Here is a 13,174-nt window from a genome sequence, read left to right as displayed (position 1 = left end):
CCCTTCGCTCATGAACGCTGGCCAGCACTCCGACGATCGAGTCCAGTTCACCGCGAGCCTCGCGAACGATCACGATCCCCAGTACATCGCGGACGCCGCCCGGACGATCGACGAGGACCTCCTGTACGACGCGTTGTTCGTAGGTGACGAACGGCTCAACCGAAACACGTACGCGACGCTCGCCCTCGTCGCGGCCACCACCGAGCGAATTCGCATCGGTACCGGCGTCACCAACCCCTACACGCGCCATCCCGCGATCACGGCGGCCGGCATCCAGACAATTCAGGAGCTCTCGGACGGACGGGCGGCGCTCGGCATCGGTGCCGGGTCGCCGATCGTTCTCGATCCGCTCGGGTTCGATCAGTCGGCCCCGATCGGAACGGTCAGCGACGCCGTGCGAACGATTCGCGACCTGCTCGACGGCGAGCGTGCGACCGCCGACCGAGACGAGTTCTCGATCGAGGACGCCGGACTCGACTTCTCGGCTCCCGGAGACGTGCCGATCTACGTCGCCGGTCGCGGCCCGTCGATTCTCGGACTCGGCGGCTATCGCGGCGACGGCGTCCTCGCGGGTGCCGGGCTGGCCTCGGTTGCAGGGATGGAGTACGCCGTCGAGAAGGTCGAGGCGGGCGCGAAGAAAGCCGGTCGGGACATCGACGAGATCGATATCGTTTGCTGGGCGTTCCTCTCTATCGCCGCCGACAGAGACGTCGCGTTAGACGGGGTGCTCCCGCTCGTCGCGAGCATCGTCAACAAGGCACCGACGAAGGCACTCGAGGCGATCGGAATCGATCCCGACAGCGCGGCAGCGGTCAAAGACCTCGATCGAGTCGGGGATTGTCCCGTCGAGGAACTGCGCGAACACGTCCCACGCGATGTCGTCGAACAGTTCGCGATCGCCGGCACGCCGGCGGACTGTCGCGATCACGTCCAGCGGCTGCTCGATGCCGGCGTCTCTCACGTGGGGACGCTCGCGTTTACGAACGACGAGCACGACGCACTCGCCTGTCTCGAACGATTTTCGGACGACGTCATCGACTCGGTCCAGAAATCGAGTCGCGATCGGTAGTCGACAGAATCGAGTTCCGATCACGAGCGACCGTCGACCCGACTGGACGGTCCAGGTTACACGAGTTTACGCGGTGGATTTGTCCCGTGTTATACAGAATCGATCACTCGACCGTCGCAACCATGACGAGTTCGAGGGGGGCGTCTTCGGGCATCTTCTGCACTTCGATGACGTCCCTGGCTGGCGGGTTCCCGTCGAAGTACTCGGCGTACGCCGCGTCCATCTCCGGAAAGTCGTCGATGTCCTCGAAGTAGGCCGTCGTCCGAACGACGTTCTCGAATCCTGTCCCCGCTTCCGCTAGGATTGACTCGAGGTTCTGCATGATCTGGTGTGTCTGTTCCGTGATCGACCCGTCGACGCGTTCGCCCTCCGGGGTGAACGGCACCTGACCAGCAGTGAAGACGAACCCGTTGGCGACCGTCGCGTGTGAGTACGCCTGCTCCTCGGCGGGTGCCCCGGCTGTCGATATTGCACGTTGCATCAGTTGAGAGATAGTGGAACGGAAAATAAACATTTTTGTGAATTATCTGTCATTATGTCGTGGGTCGTCCGGTCTCGACGTAATCCGTCGCCGGTTCGAGCAGTTGCTGCCATCGGAACGTGGATTTTTGTAGCCTGACGGGAATGGGTGACGTGCTAATGGCTACCGATCGCCCCGACTCAGCGTTTCTGGACAGTGGTATTGCGACGTTCATGGGTGTAGACCCGCTCGACCCGTACGACGACGACGCGGTTGCGTCGGCCGACCCGTCGGTCGGCGTCGTCGGCTTTCCCTTCGACAGCACCTGCATCAGCCGATCGGGCGCGAACATGGGCCCGCGTGCGATCAGGGATGCGAGCACCCAGACCCGATCCTACCACTTCGAGTACGACACGGATCTCGCGGACCACTATTCGATCGTCGACTGCGGCGACGTTCCGGCCGTTCCCGGAAACAGCGCCGAGAGTCTGCAACGGGGGGAAGACCTTCTGACGACGCTACTCGAATCGTCGATGCTGCCGGTCTTGCTCGGCGGCGACCACAGCGTGACGACGGCCGGCGCGCGAGCCCTCGGCACCGTCGCGGAGGATCCGGGACTCGTCCTCATCGACACGCATTTCGATACCGCGACCGAGGTCGAAGGCGAGCGGTACAACCACTGTTGCCCGATCGCACGAGCCGTCGACGAGGGCGGGTTCGATCCGTCGAAGATCAGTATCGTCGGCGTGACCGGGCCGACCAATCCCCGCTTCGAACTCGAGTGGGCGCTCGAACGGGGGATGAACCTGTTCACGCTCGACGAGGTGATCCAGCGCGGCCCGGGTACCGTCGCACGCGAGGCGGCCGAGGCGGCAAACGACGGGACGGACGCCGTCTATCTCACGCTCGATATCGACGTCCTCGACGCCGGCGTCGCCCCCGGAACCGGCGTCCCGACCAACGGCGGGTTGTACGCCCGCGAACTGTTACAGCTCCTCGGGGAAATCGCGGCACAGGGGATCGACGCGCTGGACGTCGTCGAGGTCTCGCCCCAGCTCGACCCGGCCGGGATCACCTCGCGAATGGCCGTTCGATCGATCGTCGACTGCCTGGCGGCGAACGCGATCGGCGAATCGAACGCGCCCGGGACCGGAACCGTCGCCACCGACCGCTGCCGCCGCAACCGCTGAAACCGTCTCGAATCCGCGTCTCACCGCCCCTGCGCCCGAGCCGAAGACTTAATATTCCGTATTGAAATTTGGAAGACAGTGACACAGTTACCACCGACCGTTCGTCCCCCGACGGTGGACGAACTCCGTTCGATCGCGGAATCGTACTATCTGGATCTGGACAACGACGAACTCGAGGACTACGTCGACCTCATCGACGGGAGTATGGCAGTCTACGAGGCACTGGATCGACTGCCGTCTCCGCGGCGGACGCGCACCTACACGGATCGCGATCCGGGGTACAGACCTGGTCCCGACGAGGACCCGCTGAACGCACACGTCACGATCTGTGAGGTGTCTGGAGCCGACGACGGTCCACTTGCCGGCGTCGAGGTCGGCGTCAAAGACAACATCGCGGTCGGCGGCGTCGAGATGACCTGTGGCTCGAAGGTGCTCGATGGCTACGTTCCACTCGAAGACGCGACCGTGATCGAACGCGTTCTCGATGCAGGTGCGACCATCACCGCGAAGAACAATATGGACGAGATGGCGGTCTCGGGAAGCGGGGAGATGTCCCCGTACGGACCGATTCTCCACCCCCGGGCCGACGGCCACCTCGCCGGCGGCTCCTCCGGCGGTTCGACGGCTGCGGTCGTCGCCGGCGACGTCGACGTCGCGCTCGGGACCGACCAGGCCGGCTCGCTTCGCGTCCCCTCGGCCTGGTGTGGTTGTGTTGGCCTGAAGCCAACCCACGGACTCGTCCCCTACCGCGGCGCGGCACCGCAGGGCCACACCTGGGATCACGTCGGCCCGATCGCCGGATCCGTCGCGGACGCGGCACGAACGCTTCAGGTGATTGCGGGTCCGGACGACCTCGATCCGCGGTCCAAGACCGTCGAACCGGGTGACTATGCCGGTGCGGTGTCGACCGACGCCGAGGGGTTGACGATCGGCGTTCTCGAGGAAGGCTTTGGCTCCGGCCACGCCGACGAGGGCGTCGAAGACGCCGTTCACGGCGCGATTACGGACCTCGAATCGGCCGGGGCGACGACGACCTCGGTGTCGATTCCGTGGCACGAGACCGGCTTTGCCGTCACGCTCGGGGTCGAAATCGAGGAGGTCGCGGCGATGTGGGACGCAGAAAACACGGGCTACTTCGCCGGCGGGACCTACGACGCACAGTTTGCCCAGGCGTTTGCGAACGCCCGGCGGGCACGCGGTGGCGATTTCGCACCGACGGTCGTCCTGCTGTGTCTGCTCGGGGGATACATGAAGCGACACCACCACGGACGGTATCACGCGAAAGCGATGAATCTCCGGCGGGAACTCACCGCGGCCTACGACGAGGCGCTCGCAGACGTGGACCTGCTCGCGATGCCGACGACGCCGCTGACCGCGTTCGAGCTGGAACAAGACCTCACGCGACAGGAAATCGTCAACCGCGCCCAGGGGAAAGAGGGCCGAACCCGGAACACGATGCCGTTCAACATGAGCGGCCACCCGGCGATTTCGGTCCCCTGTGGCACCGCCGACGGGCTGCCGGTCGGGCTGATGCTCGTCGGCAATCACTTCGACGAGGAGTCGATCGTTCAGGCGGCCAGCGCCTACGAATCGACCGTCGACTGGCAGTCACAGTCGTACTGAGAGCGGTCGCGGACGCGTCTTTTTAAGTACTGCTATTCGATCGTGATTCGGAGCCGAACCGTGGTCCGGTCGACGGTGATGACGTAGCCGTGGTACTCGAAGACGACCTGATCGGCCGACCGATCGCCCGGACCGCAAAACAGCCGGTCCAGCGCCTCCGGATCGATCTGGTCGTACAGCGGCGGGAGCGACTCCGGTGCACAGCACTCTACGTCGGCGACCGCGCCGACGATGGCGAGCGCCGGGGTTGCCGACGGCGATTCCCGCCACGAAACCGTTCGGACGAGCGATAGCTCGTCGAACCTCGACGATGGCGGCTCCGAATCGGTGTTTCTTGCCATCTGTTAGCAGATCTATAGCATCGTACAAAACAGTTTCTATACGCCAAACGGACAGTTATATAAAGGTCGTGTCATCTCGTCACCGAATCGGGCAGCGCACCCCACCTGCAGGGTGCGGGTTCCGCGAGAGCACAGTCCCCAAAACGCTAAGAGCGTTCGATGGGTTGTCGGGTGTATGCGAACTGTACGCCACGAGGACGTCCCTGAACCCGAGGTTGCGGATGGATTTAGCCTGATGGAACTCGCAGCGGGAGACCGAACCAGCATCCTCCACTTCCGAATCGATCCCGGCGTGACAGTTCCTCGCCACTGCCACGAGCACGAACAGCTCGGCTACCTGTTTACCGGCGAGTTGACGTTCATTCTCGACGACGGCGAGGAGGTCGTCGTCGAGACCGACGACTCGTACGCGATCGCGAGCAACGAGGGTCACGCTGCGGTCAACCGGGGCGAGACCGTCGTCACCGGGATCGACATCTTCAGCCCGCCGCGGACGAACCCGGACTGGGGACGCTGGTACGACGAGCAGGTCGCAGCCGAGGAGAGCGACGACCAGTAATTTGACTACCTCGTCTCGCAAATGGGGGGTATGTCACTCCGACCGCCGACCGAAGCGGACATTCGTGAACTCGGCGCACAGCTTCACCTCGATCTCACCGAGACGGAGATCGAGGAGTACCGGGCGCTCGTCACCGACGGACTCGACGCCTTCGAGCGCGTTCGAGCACAGGGCCGACCGAGCCGTGAGCAGGAACCGAGAACGAGAACGACAGGCCACCGCGTGCGAACCGACGATCCGTACAACGCCTGGATCACCCGGTGTGAGGTTCAAGGCGCCGAGGACGGCCCCCTTCGAGACTGGGACGTCGCGATCAAGGACAACGTCGCCGTCGCCGGCGTCGAGATGACTTGCGGCTCGCAGGTGCTCGAGGGGTACGTCCCCGACGCCGACGCGACGATCGTCACCCGCCTGCTCGATGCCGGCGCGCGCATCGTTGGCAAGACGAACATGGACGACATGGCGTTTACCGGCAACGGCCACTCGAGTGCGTTCGGGCCGACGCTCAACCCGGCCGACGACGACTATCTCGCCGGCGGTTCGAGCGGCGGCAGCGCGATCGCGGTCGCGACGGACGAGGTCGACGTGGCGATCGGGGCGGATCAGGGCGGCAGCATTCGCGTCCCAGCGGCCTGGTGTGGGATCGTCGGCCACAAACCGACCCACGGGCTGGTCCCGTACACGGGAATCGTCGGCATCGAGAACACGATCGATCACGTGGGCCCGCTGGCCGGCGACGTGCCGACGACCGCGCGGGCGCTTTCGGTGCTGGCCGGCCGGGACCCGGACGATCCGCGACAGCCACCGACCGTTCCGAGCACGGACTACGAGGCAGCGCTCGACGGCGACGTCTCCGACCTCTCGATCGCCGTGATCGACGAAGGGTTCGAGCAGACGGAGGCCGACGATCGCGTAAACGAGAGCGTTCGCGCCGGACTCGACCTGTTAGCCGAGCGCGGGGCGCAGGTCGAGACGGTCTCGTTCCCGATGCACGATCACGCCCGGGACAGTTACACCGTCGCCCTCGCGGAGGGGACCTACGCGGCGATGATGGGCGAAGGTGTCGGCCACAACTGGAAGGGGTGGTACAACACGTCGTGGGTGGACGCCTTCGGCGCGTTCCGTCGATCGAGAGGCGGTGATTTCCCGCCGAGCGTGAAGTACACGCTCTTACTCGGTGCCTACAGCAGCCAGCAGTACCACTCGAAGTACTACGCCGAGGCGATGAACCTTCGCGAGGAAGCGACCGCGGCCTACGACGACCTGCTCGCGGAGTACGACCTGCTCGCGATGCCGACCGCTCCGCAACTCCCCCACAAGTGGGTTTCGGACCAGGATCGATTCGCGTTCATCGACGACGCCTGGGGGAGCCTCGCGAACACCTGCCAGTTCAACGCCTCCGGCCATCCCGCACTCAGCGTGCCGACCGATCCGGTCGAGGGGCTGCCGGTCGGACTCATGCTCGTCGGCGCACACTTCGCCGACGACGTGGTGTTGAACGCCGGCTACGCACTCGAGCAAGCCCGAGGCGAGTAACTGCATCGATCGCTGGTCGCCCGGGATTCGCTACACGGGAATCGGTACTCAGCGTCTCCGCCACGGAAACCGGCCGCCGGGGCATGGCACTCTCCCACACAGTTATTGCGATTCACGTATATGCTCCGGTATGGACCACCTGTTCGCGCCGTGGAGAATGGAGTGGGTTACGCGCGACGACCCGAACGCAGAGATCGACGGCTGCGTCTTCTGTGCCCTCCCCGACCAGGACGCCGATCGCGAGAACCGAATCCTCGCCCGGAACGACCACGCGTTCGTCCTGTTGAACCGATCGCCGTACGTCCCCGGTCACGTGATGGTCATCCCCTTCGAGCACGCCGATCGGTACGATCGTCTCAGCGAGGAGTCGGTTCTCGCCGTCGCCCGACTGCAACAGGCCGCGATTCGCGCCCTCGAAGAGACGATGGCTCCCGACGGGTTCAACGTCGGCATGAACCTCGGCTCCGCAGGCGGCGCGTCGATCGAGGATCACCTCCACGTCCACGTCGTCCCGCGCTGGGAGGGCGATTCGACGTTCATGCCCGTCATCGGCGACACGCAGGTCGTCGTCGAAGCGCTGGACGAGACCTACGAGCGTCTGCATGGGGCGTTTGCTGCCGACGATCGATCGAAGCGATCCGAGGACGCCTGTCGGGAGCACGCGACCCAGGCGGTTGTCATCGAGTAAGCGGCCTATTTTCCAGGCCTGCGTCGAGTTGGCCGTGTTTTCACTCACTCTCGCCGTGCCTGCACTCTCTCCGGCCGTGCCCGCACTCCCGCTTACTCTTCGACGTAGATGCCGTCGTTTTCGACGGCTGGTGCACCGACGGTGAGCCAGACGTGAACGCCCTCGTCCGTGTCGTTCACGATCTGTCGAGCGACGTCCGTCCCGATTCGCATGAACGATCCCTCTGGAACATCGAGAACCTCGTCGTCGATCCTGATTCGGCCGTCGCCCGCGATCATGTAGTAGAACTCCTCCTGTTCGTCCTGTCGGTGGAACACCATCTCGTCGCCGGGTTCGAGGTGCCACACTCTGGGCCGCATCTTCGTAGTCTCGAGTTCCGTGACGAGGTCCAGTTCGAGCAAGCCGTTGAACGACGACGGCGAGGGATCCGTTTCGTCGGCTGGCAGGAGCGTGTACTCGGCGTCTCCGCTGGCGTCACTCGATCGTCCCATACTCCCCTCTATGGAACGTCAGCGGGTCGGCGTCGGCTTCCTGCGCGTCGAATGCCTCGACGCGCCCGACCAAGATGGTGTGATCGCCGCCGTCATAGCTTGCTTCGAGGGTACAATCGAAGTACGCGAGGGTGTCCTCGAGAATCGGCCCGCCGGTCTCGCCGCGGGTGAACGGAACGTCCTCGAACGGATCGTCCAGCTCGTGGTGTGCGCCCGCAAACCGGTTCGAGAGCCACTCCTGGTCGGCCGTCAACACGTTGACGACGTAGTGGCCGGCCTCCGGGATCAGGTCGTGGGAGTTCGTCCCCTTGTCCGCACTCCAGAGGACCAGCGGCGGGTCGAGCGAAACCGACGCGAACGAATTGACGGTGAGGCCGTGATCCCCTTCAGGGGTGGTAAACGTCACGACCGTCACTCCCGTTGCGAACTGCCCGAGCGTATTCCGCAGTCTGGTACTATCTACCATATACGTCTGCACACACAGGCGGCCGTCAAAAGTGTTGCTGCGATCGCCTGACGTTCCCGGATAGCGATCGCATCGACACACCGGTCAGCCGCCGAGACCGCACGTCGACGCGTCGTCTCACGCCAGTTCGCTCACGACGTCCATTCCGTCGACGAAGGCCAGCCCGTTTTCGTTCGCGTACTGTGCCGCTGCTTCCGTTCCGAGCGCCTGTCCAGTTTCGTCGTCGAGCATCTCACAGACGACGACGGCCGATTCCCGGCCCGCAGCGCGGGCGAGTGCGATTCCGAGTTCGGTGTGCCCTCGCCGTTCCGCGAGTAGTCCGTCAGCAGCCCGCAACACGTTCACGTGCCCCGGCGATCGAAACGTCTCCGCGAAATCGATCGCGTCGGGACGTTCCGCCGCCCGCCCGAGCGCGGAGATGGTTAGCGCGCGGTCTTCGTCGGGGATGCCCGTTCTCGTCTCCCGGTGGTTTACCGGAAGCGAGAACGACGATCGCTCGTCGTAGGCTAAGTGGCCCGTCTCGCTCGAGGGATGGTCGAGTTCGTCGGCGAGAAACGGCAGGTCGAACGCGTCGGCGACCTCGGCTGCGAGCGCGACGCAAATGAGTCCGCCACCGTCGTTTCGAAGCCGAGCGACATCGTTCGGCGTGACCGCCGCCGCCGGGTACACCAGGTCAGTTTCACCCTCACGGTCCGAAAAGTCGTGAACCAACACCGGCTCCCCCCGCGAGAGCGCCCGAATCGCCCGTTCGACCGCGCCGGGTCCGTGGGGCACCAGGCCGCTATCTGACATCGATCGTCACCTCCGCGTTCGTCTCGAGATCGAGTGCGTCGCGCAATCGATCGGGCGCGATGATCTCGAGAATCGCCTCGTCGTGGTGGGTTCGGTCGGGAACGAGCGCGTGTGCGCACTCGTATGTCGTTCCGTCGCTGTTCTCGACTCGAATAGCGTAACACGTCGCCGCCCCGTACGTTCGGCCGTCGCTGGACCACGAATCGATCGTCGTCGAGACCGCCGTCTGGAGCTGATCGCGAAGGTACCGACTCCGGTGGTCGAGGTGAACGTTCAGCGTACCGGGATAGGGCCGGTAGCCGAGTTTCGACTCGAACTGGGTCATGTACCCCGAAAGGGAAATATACTCGCTTCCTTCCCCCATCCCGTCCGTGACAGAACCCGCGAGTTCGATCGCCGCGTCGTCTTCGAATATCTGCCGGTAGGTCTGATAGGTAGCCGACAGCGCCCTCGTTCCGCGTTGAGTGAGGGTGACGCACTGCCCGTCGTTGTCGACCTGTCGCATAATGTATCCCGTTTCGTCGAGGCGCTGGAGTCGGCGTGAGACGGTCTGAGTCGAGACTCCGAGGTCGGTGGCAAGTTCAGCGCCGGTTATTTTGATGTCGTGTCGCAACCCGCCTTCGAGGGCGAGTGCTTTCAGTGTCGCGAGGTCGCTGTGATCGATCAGGTCTGGTGTGTCAGTCATCATGGGAGTCGGGTGGCTGCTGCTGGGGGCTACTGCACCGATAGCGGTATCGGGCGCTGTGCGCTCACACGTGGAATGTATCCAATATCCGTTACGCCGCGTAATAGATGTTTTGCTACCTGTAAGTCAGCGCAGATTTTCTGGGTGGCCAGCAAACCGTCGAGAAAGGGGGGTTCTCCGATCGGCTGACGGGGATGGAGGACGACCAGCGATCACTCTCAGGGCTGCTGTGACCGTATTTTGAGTTCGATCTCGTTCGTGGCGGCGAGTAGCAGGTTCGGTTGAATTTCCCGGTAGCGCTCGCCGACCATCCGCCGCGCCGGCCCCGAGATGCTGATACTGCCGACCGGTTCGTCGTCGACGAGAATCGGGGCACCGACCGCCCGCACTCCTAGCGTGGTTTCTTCCTCGTTGTACGCGACTCCGTTCTCGCGAATCTGGGCGAGTTCGTCGAACAGGTCGTCGACGTCGGTAATCGTGTATTCCGTCAGTTTCTCCAGGCCGTGCTGGTCGACGATTTCCCGTACTCGCTTCTCGGGCAGATATGCGAGAATCGCCTTCCCGGCGGCGAGATGGTGCATCTGTTTTCGTTTGCCGATCCAAGTACCCACAGTCACGGCGTTTTCCCCGACGGCTCGATCGAGGTCGACTGCCCGCCCGTGCTCTTCTACCGTGTACCAGGTGAGTTCGCCGGTTTCGTCTGCCAGTTGTTCGAGCACGGGGGTGATGACTCGTGTCGCTGGAATCCGGTTTTTCGCGTACATTCCGAAATCCAGACTTCGGAGACCGATGTAGTACGTTCCGTCTCGGTTGACGAGCATTTCCCGGTCTTCGAGCGTCGAGAGGTATCCGTGAGTCGTACTCGTTGCCAGTCCGAGTTCCGATGCGAGTTCGGCCGTCGTCGCTCCGTTCAGTTCGCGGAGCGATTCGAGTATATCGACGACCGTGTCGGCGGTTTTGACCCGACGTTTTGGCCCGTCATTCCCTGTCATAGTACGGCTTGCCCCCATATCCCTATAAAATCATCCATTGTATGTCGGCTATTTCACCCGTATTATACGCCAACAATTCGAATATATCGAATCATCCGTCTCGCAGGCGGTATTTTTGGACGGTCCGCCATCGACGACGGCCGTTCGTGGATCGTTTCGATCGAACGTCGAATCCCACGGGATCATTTTCCACGATCGGTTGGGAGGACACGTGGGTGGTATTACTACTGTATGGTTGTAAATTCCTGGGGGTTGTCTCATACAACGCGTTGTTCCATACCGTCTAAGCAACAGACGTGACGCGAGTCGCGAGTGGGTTTCTCGCCGATCCCGAACCGCTACGGCGATCGGTTCGTCTGCGATTACAATGGTACCTCTGTAAGAAATCGTTCGCATTCAGGAGGCAAACGCGGTTCGATCACTCGTTTCGCATCGAATCAGCAACGCGTTCTGCTGTTCTGGACTGGTTGTTGCCGAGCTGACATCGGTCCATCGCCTGCCAGGAACAAATTCGAACATAGCGAATGATGGCACTCATTCGAGAATTCCTCGGAACCAGCAACGTACGCCGCATCTTGAGAGATTCGTCCAACCTGCTCGCTGAGAGCCGTTCACGAACTGCATTCGACGGTTCGGCTATTTCGAATTTTATCATACGGGCCACTCACCCCATCGCGAGGGCGATTGTGGCGGGCCACCGTCGGAGTGGGCGGGCCACCGTCGGAGTCGACCGCACATCGGTACGGTTCGGCCTGACGGTCCAGCGCGAGTCGTGGTTCGTGGCCCACGTGAACGACCAGCAAGTATAAGATGACCCCCTCTGCGTGTACTACTAACGCGAGGCGCCGTCGAGGCGTCCGTCATCGACACGAGATTACACGCATGAGTGTATCAGTAGCGGACATACGGGAAGCTCACGAACGGATCGACGACGAGTCCGTCGTTCGTCGAACGCCCATCGAGACGAGTCGATCGCTTCGAGCGGTGACCGGCGGCGGGATCCATCTAAAGATGGAGCATCTCCAGCGGACCGGGTCGTTCAAAACGCGCGGGGCGTACAACAAACTCAAGCGAGCCGTCGACTCCGACTGTGAGGCGACGAGAGCGGTGGCGGCCAGCGCCGGCAACCACGCACAGGGTGTCGCACTCGCCGCCACGAAGACGGGACTGGACTCGACGATCGTGATGCCGGAAAACGCCCCCCAGGCGAAGATCGACGCCACCGCTGGCTACGGCGCGGACGTCACGTTACACGGACACGACTTCCGGGAGGCGATGACTCACGCGCAATCGCTCGCCGCGGAGCGGACGTCCTCCGAAGAGACCATTTTCGTACACGCGTACGACGACCCCGACATCGTCGCCGGGCAGGGAACGCTCGGAATCGAACTGCTCGAACAGGTTCCCGACGCGGACACCGTCGTCGTCCCGATCGGTGGCGGCGGGTTGATCGGCGGCGTTGCGGCCGCGATCGGCAAACTCGCGCCAGAAACGCGCATCGTCGGCGTCCAGGCGGAGGGTGCCTCGACGGTTCACCGGAGTTTACAGAAGGGCGAACCCGTTGCGATCGACGAGGTCCAGACGATCGCCGACGGGATCGCGACCGGCGGCATCGCTGATCTGACCTACGACCTCGTCGATCGGTACGTCGACGACGTCGTGACGGTGACGGATACGGAGATCGCTGAAAGCGTCCTGTTCATGCTCGAACGAACCAAGCAGATGATCGAAGGGGCCGGTGCGACCACGATCGCGGCCCTTCGCAGCGATCGACTCGACGTCCACGACGAGACGGTTGTCGCGGTTCTCTCGGGCGGAAACCTGAGTATGAACGATCTGCAGACGGTCCTCACCCACGGGCTTACCTACCGGAAACAACTCATCCGTCTCAGGGTTCGCATCAGGGACGTTCCGGGACAGTTGAGCCACCTTGCCGACCTGATCGGTGCTCACGGGGCGAACATCCGAGACGTGCGCCACGAGCGATCGGTCAGCGAACTCGACGTCGGCGAAGCGTACCTTCAGTTTCGGATCGAAACGAGCGGGACCCAACAGACCGATCGGATCATCGAGTCGATTCGCGAGGACTCGTATCAGGTCACGCGAGTCAGTTAACCGCGGGACCCCGCCTCGAAGCGACGGTCAGAACCGCTGTGGAATTCGCGCGATGTGGAGCGATCCGTTTCGGGCCGGTGTGGGAATCTGCGAGATATGGCGTCGTATTGTCTCGCCGGTTGTCGAATGTCGAACCACATCCAACGAAACATATTTAGTATCTTACT

The 13,174-nt window shown here is 63.2% G+C and carries 14 protein-coding genes; 7 read left to right on the top strand and 7 right to left on the bottom strand.

The features are described from left to right. Positions 1-10 precede the first annotated feature (10 nt). Entirely contained in the window at positions 11-1,069 is a 1,059-nt protein-coding gene (locus tag AC6I6L_RS11175; protein WP_497917842.1) for an LLM class flavin-dependent oxidoreductase, read from the top strand. Between the two features lie 103 nt (positions 1,070-1,172). Here AC6I6L_RS11175 and AC6I6L_RS11170 read toward each other — a convergent pair whose 3' ends face one another. Then, entirely contained in the window at positions 1,173-1,550 is a 378-nt protein-coding gene (locus tag AC6I6L_RS11170) for a RidA family protein (protein ID WP_497917841.1), read from the bottom strand. A 158-nt stretch (positions 1,551-1,708) separates the two neighbouring features. Here AC6I6L_RS11170 and AC6I6L_RS11165 point away from each other — a divergent pair, with 158 nt between their 5' ends. Then, positions 1,709-2,719 carry an agmatinase family protein gene (locus tag AC6I6L_RS11165; protein ID WP_497917840.1) on the top strand — a complete coding sequence of 337 codons (1,011 nt, stop codon included), beginning with the start codon at positions 1,709-1,711 and terminating at the stop codon, positions 2,717-2,719. Positions 2,720-2,797: 78 nt separating this feature from the next. Next, on the top strand, positions 2,798-4,342 hold the full coding sequence (locus AC6I6L_RS11160; RefSeq protein WP_497917839.1) for an amidase: 1,545 nt from the start codon (positions 2,798-2,800) through the stop codon (positions 4,340-4,342). Between the two features lie 32 nt (positions 4,343-4,374). On the opposite strand, the gene AC6I6L_RS11155 is transcribed toward AC6I6L_RS11160, so the two are convergent. Further along, entirely contained in the window at positions 4,375-4,683 is a 309-nt protein-coding gene (locus AC6I6L_RS11155; protein WP_497917838.1) for a HalOD1 output domain-containing protein, read from the bottom strand. A gap of 175 nt (positions 4,684-4,858) precedes the next feature. On the opposite strand from AC6I6L_RS11155, the gene AC6I6L_RS11150 reads away from it, so the two are divergent. From AC6I6L_RS11150 to AC6I6L_RS11140, 3 genes are all read left to right on the top strand, one after another. Further along, complete coding sequence (locus tag AC6I6L_RS11150; protein WP_497917837.1) at positions 4,859-5,242, top strand: cupin domain-containing protein; 384 nt, start codon at positions 4,859-4,861, stop codon at positions 5,240-5,242. Between the two features lie 30 nt (positions 5,243-5,272). Beyond that, positions 5,273-6,778, top strand: coding sequence for an amidase (locus tag AC6I6L_RS11145; RefSeq protein ID WP_497917836.1), 1,506 nt, complete (start codon positions 5,273-5,275; stop codon positions 6,776-6,778). A 130-nt stretch (positions 6,779-6,908) separates the two neighbouring features. After that, a complete protein-coding gene (locus tag AC6I6L_RS11140) occupies positions 6,909-7,466 on the top strand; it encodes an HIT family protein (protein WP_497917835.1) in 558 nt (185 codons plus the stop codon). Between the two features lie 92 nt (positions 7,467-7,558). Here the strand turns inward: AC6I6L_RS11140 and AC6I6L_RS11135 are convergent, their stop codons facing one another. The 5 genes from AC6I6L_RS11135 to AC6I6L_RS11115 all read right to left on the bottom strand — a co-directional run bounded on the left by AC6I6L_RS11135 (position 7,559) and on the right by AC6I6L_RS11115 (position 10,892). Then, on the bottom strand, positions 7,559-7,957 hold the full coding sequence (locus tag AC6I6L_RS11135) for a cupin domain-containing protein (RefSeq protein ID WP_497917834.1): 399 nt from the start codon (positions 7,955-7,957) through the stop codon (positions 7,559-7,561). After that, a complete protein-coding gene (locus AC6I6L_RS11130; RefSeq protein ID WP_497917833.1) occupies positions 7,941-8,423 on the bottom strand; it encodes a flavin reductase family protein in 483 nt (160 codons plus the stop codon). The genes AC6I6L_RS11135 and AC6I6L_RS11130 overlap by 17 nt, the downstream gene beginning before the upstream one ends. 117 nt (positions 8,424-8,540) lie before the next feature. Next, entirely contained in the window at positions 8,541-9,215 is a 675-nt protein-coding gene (gene ribB / locus AC6I6L_RS11125) for a 3,4-dihydroxy-2-butanone-4-phosphate synthase (protein ID WP_497917832.1), read from the bottom strand. Next, positions 9,205-9,903: a DUF120 domain-containing protein gene (locus AC6I6L_RS11120; RefSeq protein WP_497917831.1), complete on the bottom strand. Its 699-nt coding sequence runs from the start codon at positions 9,901-9,903 to the stop codon at positions 9,205-9,207. Before AC6I6L_RS11120 ends, ribB begins: the two co-directional genes overlap by 11 nt. Positions 9,904-10,118: 215 nt before the next feature. Then, positions 10,119-10,892, bottom strand: a complete 774-nt coding sequence (locus tag AC6I6L_RS11115) for an IclR family transcriptional regulator (protein WP_497917830.1) — start codon at positions 10,890-10,892, stop codon at positions 10,119-10,121. Positions 10,893-11,774: 882 nt separating this feature from the next. Here AC6I6L_RS11115 and ilvA point away from each other — a divergent pair. Beyond that, positions 11,775-13,007, top strand: coding sequence for a threonine ammonia-lyase (ilvA, locus tag AC6I6L_RS11110; RefSeq protein ID WP_497917829.1), 1,233 nt, complete (start codon positions 11,775-11,777; stop codon positions 13,005-13,007). Positions 13,008-13,174: the final 167 nt, after the last annotated feature.

It is taken from the genome of Halosolutus sp. DAT137, from assembly GCF_059736405.1.
This window is presented reverse-complemented; position numbering and strand designations above follow the sequence as displayed.